11 protein-coding genes are annotated in these 17,878 nt (G+C 47.2%); all 11 read left to right on the top strand.

Going from position 1 to position 17,878, the window contains the following annotated elements:
• Nucleotides 1–139: 139 nt before the first annotated feature.
• The 11 genes from FSB84_RS24740 to FSB84_RS24690 all read left to right on the top strand — a co-directional run bounded on the left by FSB84_RS24740 (nt 140) and on the right by FSB84_RS24690 (nt 17,865).
• Complete coding sequence (locus FSB84_RS24740; RefSeq protein ID WP_130540528.1) at nt 140–2,962, top strand: FAD-binding and (Fe-S)-binding domain-containing protein; 2,823 nt, start codon at nt 140–142, stop codon at nt 2,960–2,962.
• Between the two features lie 171 nt (nt 2,963–3,133).
• Nucleotides 3,134–3,886, top strand: a complete 753-nt coding sequence (locus FSB84_RS24735; protein WP_225979878.1) for a Bax inhibitor-1/YccA family protein — start codon at nt 3,134–3,136, stop codon at nt 3,884–3,886.
• Nucleotides 3,887–4,291: 405 nt separating this feature from the next.
• Nucleotides 4,292–4,891, top strand: coding sequence for an RNA polymerase sigma factor (locus tag FSB84_RS24730; RefSeq protein WP_130540527.1), 600 nt, complete (start codon nt 4,292–4,294; stop codon nt 4,889–4,891).
• A 76-nt stretch (nt 4,892–4,967) separates the two neighbouring features.
• Nucleotides 4,968–6,125 (top strand): FecR family protein, encoded by a 1,158-nt coding sequence (locus tag FSB84_RS24725; protein ID WP_158644107.1) that lies wholly within the window; start codon nt 4,968–4,970, stop codon nt 6,123–6,125.
• A 60-nt stretch (nt 6,126–6,185) separates the two neighbouring features.
• Nucleotides 6,186–9,584, top strand: coding sequence for a SusC/RagA family TonB-linked outer membrane protein (locus FSB84_RS24720; RefSeq protein ID WP_130540525.1), 3,399 nt, complete (start codon nt 6,186–6,188; stop codon nt 9,582–9,584).
• Nucleotides 9,585–9,594: 10 nt separating this feature from the next.
• Nucleotides 9,595–11,052, top strand: coding sequence for a RagB/SusD family nutrient uptake outer membrane protein (locus tag FSB84_RS24715; protein WP_158644106.1), 1,458 nt, complete (start codon nt 9,595–9,597; stop codon nt 11,050–11,052).
• A 45-nt stretch (nt 11,053–11,097) separates the two neighbouring features.
• On the top strand, nt 11,098–11,901 hold the full coding sequence (locus FSB84_RS24710) for a hypothetical protein (RefSeq protein ID WP_130540523.1): 804 nt from the start codon (nt 11,098–11,100) through the stop codon (nt 11,899–11,901).
• A 44-nt stretch (nt 11,902–11,945) separates the two neighbouring features.
• Entirely contained in the window at nt 11,946–12,866 is a 921-nt protein-coding gene (locus tag FSB84_RS24705; protein ID WP_130540522.1) for an ABC transporter ATP-binding protein, read from the top strand.
• Between the two features lie 11 nt (nt 12,867–12,877).
• Nucleotides 12,878–15,193, top strand: a complete 2,316-nt coding sequence (locus FSB84_RS24700; protein WP_130540521.1) for a Gldg family protein — start codon at nt 12,878–12,880, stop codon at nt 15,191–15,193.
• Nucleotides 15,194–15,231: 38 nt separating this feature from the next.
• Complete coding sequence (locus FSB84_RS24695; RefSeq protein ID WP_130540520.1) at nt 15,232–16,524, top strand: MutS-related protein; 1,293 nt, start codon at nt 15,232–15,234, stop codon at nt 16,522–16,524.
• A gap of 24 nt (nt 16,525–16,548) precedes the next feature.
• Nucleotides 16,549–17,865 (top strand): MutS-related protein, encoded by a 1,317-nt coding sequence (locus tag FSB84_RS24690; RefSeq protein WP_130540519.1) that lies wholly within the window; start codon nt 16,549–16,551, stop codon nt 17,863–17,865.
• The last annotated feature ends 13 nt before the right edge of the window (nt 17,866–17,878 follow it).

Below are 17,878 nucleotides of genomic sequence, written 5' to 3'. Positions count from 1 at the left end.
GGCTGGAAAAATAGTTATCTTCACGGCCTGGTTATGTAGCAGGCTTTGAGCTGATCATCCTGAACGGTACCATCACTTACCTGCTGCTTTACCTCACTACTATTAAACAACCGGGCTATTTGCCTACATCCGAGCCGTCATGAACATCGAAGCAGCGCTGCAACAAATTTTGCCAGCAGACAGGATCAAATGCAAACTCATCGATCTCATTTCCTTCGCCGCAGATGCGGGTTTCTATTATCTCAAGCCGCAGGCAGTTGTAAACCCTGTGTCGGACCAGGAGATCAGGGCGCTTTTCAATTTCTCCCATCAACATAATATACCACTTACTTTCAGAACAGCAGGCACCAGCCTCTCTGGTCAGGCCATTACCGATGGCATACTGGTTGATCTTAGTAAATTCTGGAATAAGATACAGATCGAAGAAGAAGGAACGCGTGTGCGCGTGCAACCAGGCATTACCGGCGGTATGGTAAATGCCAGGCTGCGCAGATTTGGAAAGAAGATTGGGCCAGACCCGGCCAGTATCCAGTCTGCCATGATCGGTGGCATCGTTTCCAATAATGCCAGTGGTATGTGTTGCGGTGTGCAGAAGAATGCTTACCATACCATACAGTATGTAAGGTTCATGTTGCCTAATGGTTTCTCGTATTCCACTGAAATACCCCGGGACTATGAACGATTTGAGAAGGAATGTACCAGCCTGGCTGCCTCGCTTCGCTCACTTCGGACCGCTATTCTGAACGATCCGGCTTTATTCGAACTGGTAAGGGAAAAATATAAAACGAAAAATACTGTCGGCTATTCCGTAAATGCCCTCATCGATTATGAGCAACCACTGGATATGCTCGCCCATCTGATGGTAGGAGCGGAGGGCACGCTGGGCTTCATTTCCGAAGTGGTATTGCGGACCGTACCTGATTATCCGGAAAAAAGCACAGCCCTGCTTTGCTTCACTGATATTCAAACAGCCTGCAAGGCCATTGCGCCATTGATCGAATCCGGTGCGGAAGCAGTGGAGCTGATGGACAATGCTTCTTTACGATCTGTTGCCCATCTGCCCGGTATTCCTGAAATTCTCGCTGCTTTACCGTCCACTGGCGTGGCCCTGCTCACGGAATACCAGGCATATACAACCGAAGATATCAAAGCGAGCCTGGCACGATTCAACAGGATACTCGAAGGATTCCCATTTGCCATTCCTCCATCATTCACGGATGATCCTGCCAAACAGGCTTTTCTCTGGAAGATCCGCAAGGGCATGTTCCCTTCTGTAGGCGCCATGCGCCAGAGCGGCACCACCGTGATCCTTGAAGATATTGCCGTGCCTGTAGTGCAGCTCGGTGATGCCATCCTCGATCTGCAACAACTCTTCACCAAATACGGATACCATGATGCCATCATCTTTGGCCATGCCAAAGATGGCAATATCCATTTCGTGGTCACGCAAACCTTCAATGTAGCGTCTGAGGTTGAACGTTATGACCGCTTCATTCGAGAAGTAGTGGAACTGGTGACCGGTAAATACAAGGGCGCACTCAAGGCCGAGCACGGCACGGGCCGCAATATGGCGCCTTTCGTTGAAACAGAGTGGGGCCCTGCCATCTATGATATCATGAAAACGATCAAGCAGGAAACCGATCCCCGCAACCTGCTGAACCCAGGTGTACTCATCACTACTAACGGTCAGGCGCATATTGAACACCTGAAAGCTTTACCAAAGGTGGAGGAGGAGGTGGACAAATGTATCGAATGCGGTTTCTGTGAAGTGAAATGTCCGAGCCGAGATCTCACCATGACGCCGCGCCGCAGGATCGTTGCCAGAAGGCAAATGGCCCTGTACAAGGAAACCGGACAGACAGCCGCTTACAAGGAATTGCTGGACCAATACCAGTATGATGGTCTTGAAACCTGCGCGGTTGACGGGCTTTGCGCTGAGGCCTGCCCGGTAGACATCAATACCGGCATGCTGGTAAAACGCCTGCGCAAGGAGAACCATAGCAAACTGGCGAATGCTGTGGCCATGCGCGTGGCAAAGAACTTCGGCGCTACCACAAATATCGTGGGAGCTGCCGTGAAATCTGCCACTGTAGTGAACAGGCTGCTGGGTAAGAACGCTATGGTGAAACTGACGAAGGGCATGAAGAAGATCGTTTCCTCTTCACCTTTGTGGAGCAACCAGGTGGCCTCCTCTTCATTGAGTAATGTACCGAAAGCAACAAGCGGAGAAAAGGATGCGGATACCGTGATTTATTTCACCACCTGCATCAACCGGAAAATGGGTGGCTCTGTGGCCGGTAAAAAAACGATGGCTGAGATCTTCATGAGTATCGCGGAAAGAGCCGGGCTCAGAATGATCATTCCGGACAATATCAATTCAGCCTGCTGCGGACAGATATTCTCTTCCAAAGGATTCACTCCTGCATTTGAATTCACCGCCAATCAAACCATCGAAAAACTATGGAACTGGACAGGGCAGGGGAAATGGCCGGTGGTGCTTGATATCAGCTCCTGTACTTATACCTTGCAGACCTGCCGCCCTCAACTAACCGAAGAGAACAAACGAAAATTCGACTCCATCAGGATCATCGATAGTATCGATCTGATTGCCGATCATATCCTGCCCCGCGTACAGTTGAGCAGGAAAAAGAACAATATCGTGCTGCATCCTGTGTGTACGCTGCAAAAAACAAAACAGGAAGCCAGATTCCTGGCGGTAGCCAAACAACTGGCAAACGATGTTACAGTACCATTGCATGCAGGTTGTTGCGGTATGGCCGGCGATCGCGGTTTCCTCTTCCCCGAGCTTACGCGTTCCGCCACAGCAGCGGAAGCGCAGGAAGTGAACCAATGCAGTTACGATGGTTATTACTCCAGTTCCAAAACCTGTGAAATGGCTTTGTCTGAAGCCACAGGAAAGAACTATGAGTCTATCGTGTATCTTCTTGATGAATGCCTGTAAAAATCTATGGGCCGATGATTTGCCCTTAGGGTGGTCCCCGGCAATATCAATTGATTAGATACTTAAAAAGTGAAAGCGGCGTTAAGTTATGTCCATTAATCCCCGGAAACCTTCCTGAACCGGGGATTTACCGATTATTTCCTACATTTACGCAAAGCAATTGTTTTTTATATGGATAATTACAATCAGCCATCTCAGTATTATCAGGCTCCCGGCGGGCAAAAAGCCATGCCGCAGGCCATAGCAAGGAATTTTCTTGCCAATGTTTTTATGTGGATGTTCGTGGGGCTTGGCCTTTCAGCCGTATTCGCATTGTTGTTCATGAACAACGCCAATCTCTTATTGTACCTGGTTGATCTGGAAACAGGAAAACTGAACATATTGGGGTGGGTCACCATGTTTGCACCATTAGGTTTTGTACTGTTGATGTCATTTGCATTCAACAGACTTTCTGCTCCGGTGATCACTCTGTTGTTCCTTTTATACTCAGCCATCAATGGGATCAGCTTCAGCTTTATACTTTTGACCTATACCGCCAATTCCGTTATCGGATGTTTTGCATCTGCTGCCGCAATGTTCGGTATCATGGCCGTAATGGGATACACTACCAAAAAAGATCTTACCAGTTTTGGACGCCTGCTCACCATGGCGCTCATCGGTATCGTGGTAGCCATGCTCATTAATATCTTCCTGAAGAGCGATACCATGGGTTATGTGATCAGCATCATCGGTGTGATGGTATTCACCGGTCTTACCGCTTACGATGTACAGAAACTGAAACGCATCGGTGAAGGTGTTGAATTTGAAGGAACACCACAGAGTCAAACAAAAAAGCTGGCCATTATGGGCGCGCTCACTTTGTATCTCGACTTCATCAATATCTTCCTTTTCCTGCTGAGATTGTTCGGCGGAAGAAGAGAGTAATACATCATAATGAAATGTGCAAACCCTTCAGGTCCCCGGATCTGAAGGGTTTGTTTTTTGAATTATGTTCGCGCAACATTAGAAGAATTAACAGGCGCGTCTCCCGCGCGACGTACTTCCCGTCTATCTTTTGAGCCATCCTCCATGACTCAAACCTTAATTTATATTTATGAGAAACACGCTGTGTAGATTACACTGGATGGTGATGCCAATTACAGATTGAAGCATTACAATATCGCTGGCAAATTCCAGCTCAATTTGATCTGTAACAGAAAAAGCTGTAAAAATGTAAATCAGTAATATTCCGTAACCAATAGAACAAGAGCCGGTCAGTTTTGACCGGCTCTTTGTATTCTTTTGATTATCTTGCCCAACATTGCTTTAAAAAATACCCCCTGCTTACTATTGCCCGATAATCCCCCATACAATGAAAAAGAACTCTTCCGTTGCATAGCTGAAGGAGATGAGCTGGCTTTTCGTGAGTTCTACAACCTGCACTGGAACAGGGTTTACACAATGGCTGTGCTCTATCTCAAAACTCCGATTGCTGCTCAGGATGCAGTTCAGGAAGTATTCGAAAAATTATGGATGAATCGTGCTAACATGGTAAGTGTTGACAACCCTGCCGGTTATCTCTACGTGATGGCGCGGAATTTTATCATAACTGAACTGCGAAAAAAGAAGCCTGTAACCGTGCTGGATACTGCCGGGGAAGTCAATGTACAGGAAACGAACCTGCTTCCTGATAAGTTGATAGATGCAAAGGAAGTTGCATTGCTGATCAGAACAGCCGTAGATTCATTGTCGCCCCAACAGAAAAAAGTTTACCTGTTGAGCAGGGAAGAGCAAATGCCTTTGAAGAAAGTAGCTGACTCCCTGGGTATCTCATATTCCACTGCCAGGGAACATATGAGCCTTGCGCTAAAATCCATTCGAAAACATTTATCCGAACATCTTCAGGAGCTTCCTGCTATCATCAGTCTTTTCTTTTTCTACGATTTCTAAAAAAAATCTCTTTTTCACCCCCTACAACTTTTTCCGGATCGAGTCTATTATGGAAAGGGGCCTGAATATCCCGCATATGAGTAAAGACGAGTTCATACAGTTGATGGAGAAATACCGTAATGGATCAGCCACGAGCAGGGAACGGTCAAGGTTTCTGGCGATGGTGGATGAGTACGGGAAAGAACTGGAAATGCAGCTCGATGAAGAGATGATGGACGAGAGCATTCCTTTGCTCGGAGATGCTGATACTGGTGAGCTCATCTATGCAAATATTCAGTTGGATACAATCCAACATCGAACCAGGTCCAGGTTGTGGTTCATGAGAACGACATGGGCGAGAGTGGCTGCAGCGATTGTTCTCTTGCTGGCTTCCTTTGCAATTTATTATACGATCGATAAGAGCAACGATAAAATAAAAGAAACGGTTGTTAAGAATGAACCCATCATCCTTCCCGGTAAAACCGGCGCTATCCTTACTCTGGCCGATGGCACACAGGTATTGCTGGATTCGATAAAGAATGGTGTGGTTGACAACAGGGATGGTATTGCCGCCACCATGCGCAATGGAGCGCTGGTATATGAAGGCGAAGGAAAAACAAGCGCTTTCAATACAATGAGTACGCCAAAGGGGAGACAATTCCAGTTGCGGCTACCGGATGGAACGAAAGCATGGTTGAATGCCGCCAGCACCATCAGGTATCCTACGGATTTCGGAACAGACAAACGTGAAGTGGAGATGACTGGAGAAGTGTATTTTGAAGTTGCGCGCGATACAAGAAGGCCATTCCGCGTAAAGGTTCAGGATCGTGCAGCAGTGGATGTGCTGGGCACTCATTTCAACGTGAATGCTTATGAACAGGAAGCCAGCCTGAACACTACGTTGCTGGAAGGCATCGTGCGTGTAAATGATAACAAGACCCAAATGATGCTGAAACCCGGCCAGCAATGCAGGATCAGTGAACAGGGCAATCAGGTCAGTGATGCCGACATCGAGAAAGTGATGGCCTGGAAGAACGGGAACTTCAATTTCAATGGCACCAGGCTGAGAGAAGCCATGCGCCAGCTGGAAAGATGGTACGATATTGAAGTGGTATTTGAAGGCAGGGTGCCGGATATAGAATTGTTCGGTGAACTGAGCCGGGATATTACACTCAATGGAATGCTGCAGGTACTTAACGATTTCGATATTCATGCCCGTATCGGCGAAGAACGCCGTTTGATCATCACACCTTAGACTATAACCTTATCTCCAGGTCCTGTTCAATTAATTAACTGCTAACCCAATTAATGCGTTATGTTTAAGACTGCTGCCGCGTCCTGGCATTACCATGCCCGGAACCGGCCCACCAAAACCATGCTGGTTATGAAGCTCACTTTCTTATTCCTGATCGGTTTCTTCATGAATGCCCGTTCGGAACTGCATTCACAAACGATCACACTTGCGGGGAACAATCTCCCGATCAAAACAGTTTTCTCGGAAGTAAAAAAACAAACAGGTTACCTGGTGGCCGGCAGGGCAGACCTGCTGGCTGAATTAGGCACCGTTTCCATTTCCGTAAAGGATATGGAATTACAGGAATTCCTGCAACTGATCTTCAAAGACAAACCAGTTGCTTATCGATTCGAAAAGAAAACGATCGTGCTAACGCGAAAACAGCCGTTAGCGCCGGAAGCAGCCCCGGTACTGCAATTGACGCTTCCGCAAAATCCTCCCGCCAGCGGTCTTGTATATTCTGATGAAGGACTGCCGCTCGGTGGTGTAAGTGTTGTAGTGAAGAGAACGAAGAAAGGAACAGTCACAGACAGCAAGGGTAGTTTTTCCATCGAGGCCGAAACAGGTGATATCCTTTCCATTTCTTTTGTAGGTTATTCCAACCAGGAAGTGAAAGTAACGGGCATCACATTGTTGATCCGGTTAAAAGTTTCACATGCCATCCTCGATGAAACGCAGATCACTGCCTATGGCAAAACCAGCAAAAGACTGTCCACCGGCAGTATCGGTACAGTTAAGGCTGAAGATATCGAAAAACAACCGGTGATGACCGTGCTCGATGCCATTGCAGGAAGGGTGCCGGGCATCCTGATCAATCCTGTTTCAGGAAATTCCGCAGCTCCGGTCAGTGTTTCCATCAGGGGCAGGAATGGCATCAATCCACTGGCGCTGGCTGATCCATTATATGTGATCGATGGAATGCCCATGAGCACGCAAAATGCTTCTCCTTTGACCGGGCACTTGCCTGTTTCCATGGGTGCGGTACAGGGCGGAGTGACCAATACAAGTGGTGAAAATCCTTTGCTCAGCATTCATCCGAGGGATATTGAAAGTATCAGCATTTTGAAAGATGCCGATGCAACCGCCATCTACGGTTCAAGAGGCGCCAATGGCGTGATCCTGATCACCACCAAAAAAGCGAAATCAGGCCCTGCCAGTTTCAATCTCAATGTATCCAACGGCATAAGGATGCTGGCGCGCTTTCCCAAACTGATGAAAACGGAACAGTACCTGGCCGTGAGAAGGGAAGCATTCCAGAATGATGGAATCCTGCCGGACGCCACCAATGCGCCCGACCTGGTTACCTGGGATCCCAATAAATATACAGACTGGCAGCGCGAGCTGGCTGGCACAGGTTCTTATTTGGATGTGAATGCCAGTGTCAGTGGTGGTATGCCGCAATCCGCATACAGGCTTTCTGCCAGCTATGGCAATCAGAAAGAAGTGATGAACAATGGCGGCAAGAATATCAGGGGAACTTTCAGCAGCAATTTCAGTCACACGAGCCGTGATCAGAAATTCGATTTCGGGATCTCCAACAGTCTGACGCTTACTGAGGTCAATGCCTTTGCTATCGTGCCTCCGGGAGGACTTGCTCCCAATGCCCCTGATATCTATAATGAAAATGGAGAGTTCAATTTTGAACCTTACCGCATACAGAACATCAGCGCATTCCCTTTCAATGCGCTCAAGAGGCCCAGCAAGAGCAAGACTTTCTCTTTTCGTGGTCTTGTTGATCTGAAGTATGAGATCCTGAAAGGATTGACGCTTTCTGCAAAGGCCGGTTATATGTTTTCGTCAAACGATAATTCCTTTTACATGCCTGCGGCATCCATCGATCCCATTATGTCTTTCTTTTCCATCGCAAATGCTGATTACGGAAAATCCATATCCAAAAACTGGCAGGTGGAACCTCAGCTGCAATACAATACCTATATCGGAAAAGGAAACCTTTCTGTACAGCTGATCTCCAATTTGCAGACAGAGATCAGCAGCAGTGAATCTATCCACGCTGAAGATTTTCCCAATGATGCTATGATGAAAAGCCATAACAACGCAAAAAACATCACCATCACGGAAGGATACAAAGAATACAAATACCTGTCGGTTTCCGGCATTGTGCGGTATGCATGGGACAATAAATATATCCTCAGCCTGAATGCAAGAAGGGATGGTTCTTCCCGCTTCGGCCCGGGCAGGCAGTTCGGTAATTTCGGTTCGGTGGCGCTGGCCTGGATCGCATCTGATGAAAAATGGATGAAGGCAATACTTCCATCCTGGTTCAGTTTTCTCAAACTCAGGGGAAGTTATGGCACTACAGGATCAGACCCCAGCGCCAACTACGAATATTTGTCGCGGTGGGCCAGGAACAGTATTTTAGATATCCCCTATACCTTGTTCAATTATAACGGTATCGACGCCTTTCACATGGTAACTCCGCTGAACCAGGACTTCAGATGGGAGGCCACCACCAAAGCACAACTGGCTGCCACATTTGGTTTCTGGCAAGACAGGATCAATCTCGATGTTGAATTTTATCAGAACAATTCAGGTAACCAACTGGCATCGATGCCTATTCCCAGCCTTACCGGGTTCAAGACTGCATTGACCAACTGGCCTGCCGAAGTCCGCAACTCCGGGATAGAGATCAGCTCAAGGGCCAGGATAATTGAATCGAAAAACTGGAACCTCTCGCTCAATTTCAATGTGGGTCATAACAGGAACAAACTGATGAGCTTTCCCAACCTGGAGAAATCTTCCTTCAGTGGCAAACTTAAAGTGGGATATTCCACAACCAGCCGCATCCTCCTGCATTACACTGGCATCGATCCATTAACGGGGTCCTACACTTTCGAAGACCGTAATAAGGACGGAAAGGTTACGGCTGGCTTCACCACGTTTCCGAACAATGCAGAAGACGACCGCTATGTGCTGATTGAAACCCTTCCGAAATACAGTGGTGGCTTCGGTTTTCAGCTTGGCTACAAAGAACTTTCCATCTCATCCCAATTCTATTTTGTGAACAAACTGAGGTCAGACCCTTATCTCAATTCCGTTCCCGGCATGATGTATAATATGCCGATGCCCGATGAAATAAAGAACAACCACTGGCAGCAACCCGGAGATCAGGTGAAATATCCCAGGTACACAACCAATGCCTCCAACCTCGGACCACTGTATGCTTCCGATGGCTCTTATTCCAACGGGTCTTATCTGCGATGGCAAAATCTTTCTGTCTCCTGGCGATTGCCCACCAGCTGGCTAAACAGGATCAAAATGAAAAATGCCAATATCAGTATCGATACCCAAAACCTGCTGGTGATATCGGCATACAAAGACCTCGATCCTGAGATCATAGTTTCCAATTTTTCATCTCCCACACCAAGGATCATCACTACCAGGATTTCATTTACTTTCTAAAATGGAGATCATGCTAAATAAATTCTTACTAACAGGCATATACGCAATTATCGGCGGCTTTACTTTAACCGGTTGCAGCAAACTGCTGGAAATAGGTCCGCCCATCAATTCCATAACAACAGAGGAGATCTTCGAGAATAATAAACAGGCCGAGTGGGCCATTGCAGCCATTTATTCCAAAATGATCAATGGCGTCAATACAGGAATGAACACGCCGCAAGCCATTACCGAATCAGTGTTTTCATCCGGCCTTTCCACCATTTTGGGCGGGTTGTCGGCAGATGAATTGACTGCGCCCACCAACCTGCAGAATACCGATCTGCATGCCAGCAATAATAAACTAACGGTGGTGAACAGCGCCAAAACCGCGATGATCTGGGAATCGGCCTACAGGACCATTTTCGACTGCAATGCTGCCCTGGAAGGTATCAGGTCTTCCACTTCCACATTGCTGACCGACAGTGTAAGGAATGAACTCACAGGAGAAGCGCTGGCGCTTCGTGCATTCAGCTATTTCTATCTCGTCAATTTTTACGGGGATGTGCCGCTGGTCCTCACTGCCGATTTCAAAAGCAGCCAGAGCCTGCCCAGGGCGCCGGTTGCAAAAGTGTACGAACAGATCAAAACAGACCTGTTGACGGCAAAGTCGCTGCTGGCCGATGATTATTCAGTGGGCAGGAATGAAAGGGTAAGAATTAATCGCTGGTTTGCTGAAGCGATGCTGGCGCGCGTATACCTGTATACGGGAGAATACCAGCCCGCCATCAACAGCGCTACCAGTGTGATCGGTAACACAGCATTGTTTTCAGTTGAACAAAACCTGAACAATACTTTCCTGCCCAATAACAGGGAAACGATCTTGCAATTGAAACCTGCCTCCGATAATTCCTGGGTGCAGAATGGAACACCGGAAGGATATATACTTTTCAATACGCCGTTCCCCGGTGGTTCTTACTACCGTTCCTATGAAATAAGCAATGAACTGATTGCTGCATTTGAAGCGAACGATCAACGGAAGGTTTTATGGACAACAACGGTTGGTCCCGTATTCCTTTCAGCCAAATACACAAAAGCTGAAAAAATGCAATACTATAATGTGATCCGTCTCTCCGAGCTGCACCTGATCAGGGCCGAAGCCATCATGCGCTTCATGCCAGCAGATAAAAGCAATGCCATCGAAGATCTCAATATACTCAGAAGAAGGGCAGGACTGGATGAGCTGGACGATCAGCTTACTGACGAACAGGTGATCGATGCCATCGCACAGGAGAGAAGGGTAGAGCTCTTCCTCGAATGGGGCCACCGTTGGTTCGACCTGAAAAGGACCGGTAAGGCCGGCGGCGTACTCAGCACCATTCCCTACAAACAACCCTGGTGGGGAGATTACCAGTTGCTGTATCCCATCCCTGCGAGTGAGATCAACGAAAACAGCCATTTGATACAGAATCCTGAATACAATGTTAGGTAAAAACAAGTGTAGCTAACCCGAACATTCATCACTAAAAAACCGATCATGTCATTTACATATTTCCATCATAACCGGCCTGAAAAGGCACGGATCAGGACGCTTTTGGTATTGTCGCTCCTGGGTTTATCAACTGTATTTTCTTCCTGTGATAAAAATGAACAGGAAGGTTATCCGGCAACGATGCAGGTGTTCAATGCACTGGATGATGGCCTTGCTCTGTATACGAATCTCAGTGGTGCGCATCCCATCCGGTACAATGCATCACTTCAGATCCGGAATAAGTTGTATGATCAGCGCAATAACCTGCTTTATTTGGACAAGCCCATGCAGCGGGTGGAATTTTATTCTTCGAAAGACACGATGCCTGATGACCGGCCGGTATTGAGTGTGGAGGCAGACCTGCAAAAGAGTGGGATCTATTCTCTTTTTCTTTTCCACGAAAAATCTAATGCCGCGTCCCTTCTGGTGAAAGACAATGTGCCGCCCATCAACCGCAGCGACAGTTCTACCCATCTCCGTTTTGCCAATTTCAGTGAAACGCAATCCATCAGTGTGAACATCAAGGGAGCGCCCAATGGCTCCTTTGTAGCCAATCTGGCATACAAATCGATGTCTGATTTTGTTGAGCTGGAAGCAAATGTTTCTGTACAGGATTACATTTTTGAAATAAGAGAGCAGGCAACAGGCAACCTCCTCGGCAGTTTCACAACAACAGGACTCAATCCCCGCAATAATTTTCCCGGAGCAGTGAACAACTGGATATTCAAATCCAATACACTCGTATTCACCGGAAAACCAGGCGCCGCATTTCCCAACAATTACAGGACCATCGTAATGAATCACAGGTAGCGAAATTATTTCCCTGAAATCATGTAAACAACAATCATAGAGTTATGAGCATAGTATTGAAAGTGGAGCATCTCTCCCACAGGTATTCCAGTGCCTGGGCGATCCGCGATATCAATTTCGAGATCAGTCAGCATGGAGTGATCGGACTGCTCGGTTCCAACGGCGCCGGTAAATCCACCACCATGAATATCATCTGCGGGGTGCTGAATCAAACGGAAGGGAATGTATATATCAATGGTGTAGATAAAAAGAAAAATCCAAGGCTGGCAAAAAAACAACTTGGTTTTCTGCCGCAGACGCCACCACTGTATGCAGACTTCACCGTGAACGAATACCTTACTTATACGGCAGACCTTCGGTTCATCGAAAAAACAAAAGTGAAACAATCTGTTGCCGAAGTGATGGACAGAACCGGTATCAGTCATTTCAGTTCGAGGCTGATCAAAAACCTGTCTGGTGGCTACAGACAGCGGGTAGGTATTGCGCAGGCGATCATCCACAAACCCGGTATCGTGATCCTGGATGAACCTACCAATGGACTTGACCCCAACCAGATCATCGAGGCGAGAAAACTCATCAGAGAGATCGCACAGGATCATACCATTCTTCTTTCTTCCCATGTACTGTCAGAGATCAACCTGCTTTGCCGAGATATCATCATGATTGAAAGCGGCCGGATGGTTTTCTCGGATTCGATGGAATCATTCAACAATTACATTCAACCCAATGCCGTGCTGGCGAGAATGGAAAATCCGCCGGCAGAAAACGAATTGATGAAAATACCCGGCGTTACCAAAGTGCAGTTCCTTACCGACAAACAATACAGGATATTCTTCCATGGCAATACAGCTATCTCTGAAGCTATCATTGCTGCAAGCATGCAGCATAACTGGAGGCTTACAGAGATCAGCCTCGAAAGATCGGTGCTGGACGATGTGTTCAAACAATTATCCCAACAAGCCTAAACTCTGTGGCCATGAAAATAATATTCAAGATAGCAAGGGCGGAACTGAGGTATTTGTTCTATTCACCCATCGCCTGGTTTGTACTTTTTCTTTTTTATGTATCGATGGTGCTGGTGTATACCAATACCCTGGGAAATTATGTACTCTACCAGGAAGTGATGCTGGACCTGAATGAAGACTGGCCGGGCTTCGACAAAGGCATCGGCACCGTATTGGCCGGAACAGTCACGGGGCTGATGCTAAAATATCTTTACCTCTTCATCCCCCTGCTCACGATGGGGATCATCAACCGTGAGATCAGTAATGGCACCATCAAATTGTTGTATTCATCTCCCGTCACAACCCGGCAGATCGTATTGGGAAAGTTCTTCGGACTGATGATCTTCAACCTGCTGCTGTTATCGATCTTTTCGATCATCCTTACCAGTATCCGAATGAATACGCAGAATGGGGAATTCGGATGGTATCTCTCCATCATACTCGGTGTATTCCTGCTCACCAGCGCTTATTCTGCCATTGGCCTGTTCATATCCTGCCTTACCGGTTACCAGATCGTGGCTGCCGTGATCACTTTTGCCAGCTTTTTTGTGCTCTCCGCAATTTCGGGATTATGGCAGCAATATGACCTGGTGAGGGATATTACCCATTTCCTGTCCATTTCCGGAAAAGCAGAGAAGATGATGAGTGGTTTGATAACGAGCAGGGACATACTATATTTTCTGCTGGTCATTTCCATGTTCATCGGTTTTGCGCTGATCAAACTGCAAAGCACGCAGGAATCACGGAAATGGACGGCTAATGCTGCCCGTTATGCAGTACTTACCCTGATCATTGTGGTCCTGGGCTATTTCAGCTCCAGGCCGGGGTATATCGCTTACTCCGATGTAACGAAGAACCAGGTGAATACATTGCGTCCTGAAATGCAGGAACTACTGAAATCGCTGGATGGATCGCCGCTCACCGTTACCTTGTATACCAACCTGCTCGACAAGAATGCCTATGCCGGCCTTCCACAGGCGCGCAACAATTATATCTGGAATGTATGGGAACCCCTGATCAGGTTCTATCCCAATATCGAATTCAAATACGAATACTATTATGATGTTGTGGATGGCGACAGCAGCTATTACAGGAAATACCCGGGTAAATCACTGAAGGAGATCATGGCCATCGAAGCGGAAATGTACAATATCCGCCCGTCCATTTTCAAAGCGCCCGCCGAGATCCGGAAGCAGATCGATCTCGCTCCTGAATACATGAAACTGGTGATGCAGGTGGAATACAAAGGGAAAAAAGAATTCCTGCGAACCTATACGCCTCCCCAGGTATGGCCGGACCAGCCGCATTTTGCCGCTATTTTGAAAAGGCTCACCCGGGATAAGAACGTATCCATTCATTTTCTAACGGGGCACTATGAACGCAACATAATGAGTTTAGCTGGCAGGGAATATGGATATCATACCACGCAGAAATCAGCCAGAAGGGCCCTCATCAATGAAGGTGTGGATGCAGATACGATTTCCCTTGCCGGCAATTCGATCCCTGCCAATACCAATCTGTTGGTGGTGGCCGACCCAAAATCCGATTACAGTGCTGAAGAAAAACAAAAACTGATCGATTATCTCAGGGAAGGAAACAACGCCATCTTTTATCTCGAACCCGGTAAACAATTCATACTGGCGCCCGTGCTCGAAACCATTGGCGTGTATCCTGAAAACGGTATGATCGTTAGTCCCAACGAACACGAGATGCCGCATATCTTTCAAAACATGCTGACCAGGTCCGGCAATTTCCTTGCAAAAGAAGCACCGATGGAATTGTTCCAGCAATATGGGATCAGGGGAGGAATGGTAGAGAACGAGGGCTCATTGAACCTGCGTTATGAAGCCATTGATGGTTTTACCATTGAGCCCGTGATCACTCAGCCAGGCAATGATAAAACCTGGATAGAAAATGGCGTGCTGGTAGTGGATTCGGCAGCACCAGTATTCGATGCAGGCGGTGGAGATCAGAAAAAAGAGGAATACCTGATTGCGCTGAAGCTCAGCCGGAAGATCGGAAACAGGGAGCAAAGGATCATCGTTACAGGAGATGCGGATTTCATGGGAATTAACCGGATGAAGGTACGGACAATTCATTCCGCTTTCTATAGCTGGCTATTGTATAACCGGTATCCCGTATACACCAATTATCCGCTGGCGCCCGATCTTTTCCTCAAAATATCATCCACTACAGCAAAGCTCATCACCGGGCTGTACGTGTACATCGGTTCCGGCATATTGCTCCTGGGTGCTATCATGCTGCTTACCCGCAGGAAAAGGAAATAAACATCAATGCATAGAGTCATTCAATAAAAAGATTCATCATGTTCCTCATCACCGATGATCAAACCATCGAAGACCTCAGGTTATTTGCGAAAAGAGAGCAGGCCGGCATTTACGATATCTATAACAATACTTCCACCCGTGGCGGAGAAATGCTGCTGGAAAAAATGTTCAGGAATCCATTGTCCAATCTGGAAGCCATCAATAAACGTTCAGGTATTATTTCAGCCTATGCAAAGGAAGGCGTTGTTTTTCCCTTTAACGCCGTGCTGCTGGACAGTGTTGAAAAATACATTTCGCATGCAGGTGGCAGTGAGGACAGTCAACAAACCATTCTGGGCGAAAAAGAGATCAGCACAGGTGTTATCGCACTGATAGAATTATTGCATTCCGTGATGGATTTTCTTCAAAATGGCGCCATTGTTCAGATCCCCCAGTTGGAGGACGAAAGAAAAGAAATACTTGAGCTCCTGCTGGATCCTGCACTGGAGCCTGTTTTCAGAGAAAAGCCCGGCAGCAGGCTCTCATTCGGGGCAGTTACTGCTTTTGATATGCTGATACGCAGGAAGGAGTTGGGGAAAGTAAAGACCGTGCTGCAATTCATTTATCAGACCGATGTATACATATCTGTAGCACAGGTGGCAAATAAGCGGCAATTCGTTTTTCCCGTGGCCTATCCCCGGGGCAGTAATATCCTGAAAGCAACAGGCGTGTACCATCCTGAATTGAAGGTTCCCGTTGCCAATGATCTTCATATGCATGCGGGTAAGTCCGTGGTTTTTCTTACTGGCGCCAATATGGCTGGTAAGTCCACTTTTCTCCGTGCATTCAGCACAGCGGTATATGTTGCGCATATGGGTTTTCCCATTGCAGCCAGATCCCTGGATTTTTCAGTGATGGATGGCGTGCTCACCACTATCAACCTGCCTGATAATTTAGGGATCGGCGCCAGTCATTTCTATGCAGAAGTGCTGCGTGTGAAAAAAGTAGCGGCTGAACTGTGTGCAGAAAAATCGCTTTTCGTGCTGTTTGATGAATTGTTCAGAGGAACAAATGTGAAAGATGCGCATGAAGGAACCGTGGCGGTAACAAAGGCTTTTGCAGGAAAGAAAAGCAGCCTGTTCCTGATCTCTTCACATATCGTGGAAGCCGGAGAGGAATTAAAACAAAAGCCGAATATCGGTTTCCATTATTTGCCCACGCGGATGAACGGCACTGTTCCCGAATATACCTATACGTTACAGGAAGGCATTACAGACGACAGGCATGGCATGATCATTATCCGCAATGAAGGCATCCTGGAATCGCTGGCAACAGGGAAGAAGCATGGCTAAAATTATTTCAATCAATCACCAATTATGAGCTTTACAATAGACAGGCAATCACTGGATGAGCTGAACCTGATGGGGAAGTTCAAACAGGGTTCCGTGTACTCACTTTTCAACCAGGTAAAAACAAGAGGGGGAGAGCAGCTGCTTGATCAGTTGTTCAGGAATCCACTAACGGATGAAAATATCATCAATCAGCGGACGGCTGTATTCCGGTTCTTCCAGGAAGCCAGGCTGCAATTCCCGTTCGATCCTCAACAGGTTTTGCAGATGCGCGAATATATCGATGTTGGCGCCGGCAGTACTCAGTTGAGTACTTTTGCCGGGATACTGTTGAAAAAGACTTTGTCGGCCCTCACGCGGGATGAAAGATTCAAAGCCCTGATCCAGGGCCTGCAGGCCACCATCATTACCCTGAAAAAATGCCTTACCATAGCTGAGCAGTTACAGTTGATGGGCGGACCTTTTCTGAATCGTATACAGGAAGTGCGATCAATACTTCAAACGCCGGAACTGGCCGGCCTGATTGAAACAGATATCTACTCCGATATCCCGGTAAGGCGGATCGCCAGCTACGATCATTTACTGAAGAACAGGTTCAATGCACAGGTGGTGGATCTGCTGCATTTCATTGCAGAGCTGGATGTGAACATCGCCGTAGGCAATGTGGCATTCTCCAAAGGATTTACCTGGGCTGCTGCCATGCCAAAAGCCGCCAATATGCTTCGTGCAAACGGTCTTAAACATCCCTGCATCGATAATGCCATCGGCAACGATATTGCCATGCAGCACAAAAGCAATGTGATATTTCTGACCGGCGCCAATATGGCTGGTAAATCAACCTGGATGAAAACCATCGGCATATCCCTGTATCTCTCGCATATCGGTTTTCCTGTTGCTGCCGGATCGATGGAGTTCTCTGTACGGGAAGGAATTTATTCCAGCATCAATGTGTCTGATAATATCGCGCTCGGCTATAGCCATTTCTATGCAGAAGTGGTAAGGGTAAAACAGGCGGCCAACTCAACCTGCACCGGCAGGCACCTGTTGCTGATGTTCGATGAATTGTTCAAAGGCACGAATGTGAAAGATGCTTTTGATGGTACACTCGCGGTAACTCAGGCCTTTGCTGAATATGAGAACTGCCTGTTCATTGTGAGCACCCATATCATAGAAGTGGGAGAGCAGCTGAAGCACCGGAACAATATCCAGTTCAAATACATGCCTACAATGCTGGAAGCAAATATACCCCGTTACACCTACAGATTGAAGGATGGTATTACAGAAGACAGGCAGGGTATGATGATCATCAAAAATGAAGGCATCATCGAAATGATCGGTGATTGAGGTTCACCCGATG

This window comes from Pseudobacter ginsenosidimutans (assembly GCF_007970185.1).
Classification (GTDB): Bacteria; Bacteroidota; Bacteroidia; order Chitinophagales; family Chitinophagaceae; genus Pseudobacter; species Pseudobacter ginsenosidimutans.
The sequence above is the reverse complement of the archived record's forward strand: the minus strand, read 5'-3'. Positions and strand labels throughout refer to the sequence as shown.

Bases quoted from the DNA above. Each gene is read 5' to 3' on its own strand.
- FSB84_RS24720 (WP_130540525.1), top strand. From the start codon at position 6,186: ATGTTTAAGACTGCTGCCGCGTCCTGGCATTACCATGCCCGGAACCGG.
- FSB84_RS24725 (WP_158644107.1), top strand. From the start codon at position 4,968: ATGAGTAAAGACGAGTTCATACAGTTGATGGAGAAATACCGTAATGGA.
- FSB84_RS24700 (WP_130540521.1), top strand. From the start codon at position 12,878: ATGAAAATAATATTCAAGATAGCAAGGGCGGAACTGAGGTATTTGTTC.
- FSB84_RS24695 (WP_130540520.1), top strand. From the start codon at position 15,232: ATGTTCCTCATCACCGATGATCAAACCATCGAAGACCTCAGGTTATTT.
- FSB84_RS24740 (WP_130540528.1), top strand. From the start codon at position 140: ATGAACATCGAAGCAGCGCTGCAACAAATTTTGCCAGCAGACAGGATC.
- FSB84_RS24735 (WP_225979878.1), top strand. From the start codon at position 3,134: ATGGATAATTACAATCAGCCATCTCAGTATTATCAGGCTCCCGGCGGG.
- FSB84_RS24690 (WP_130540519.1), top strand. From the start codon at position 16,549: ATGAGCTTTACAATAGACAGGCAATCACTGGATGAGCTGAACCTGATG.
- FSB84_RS24705 (WP_130540522.1), top strand. From the start codon at position 11,946: ATGAGCATAGTATTGAAAGTGGAGCATCTCTCCCACAGGTATTCCAGT.
- FSB84_RS24715 (WP_158644106.1), top strand. From the start codon at position 9,595: ATGCTAAATAAATTCTTACTAACAGGCATATACGCAATTATCGGCGGC.
- FSB84_RS24710 (WP_130540523.1), top strand. From the start codon at position 11,098: ATGTCATTTACATATTTCCATCATAACCGGCCTGAAAAGGCACGGATC.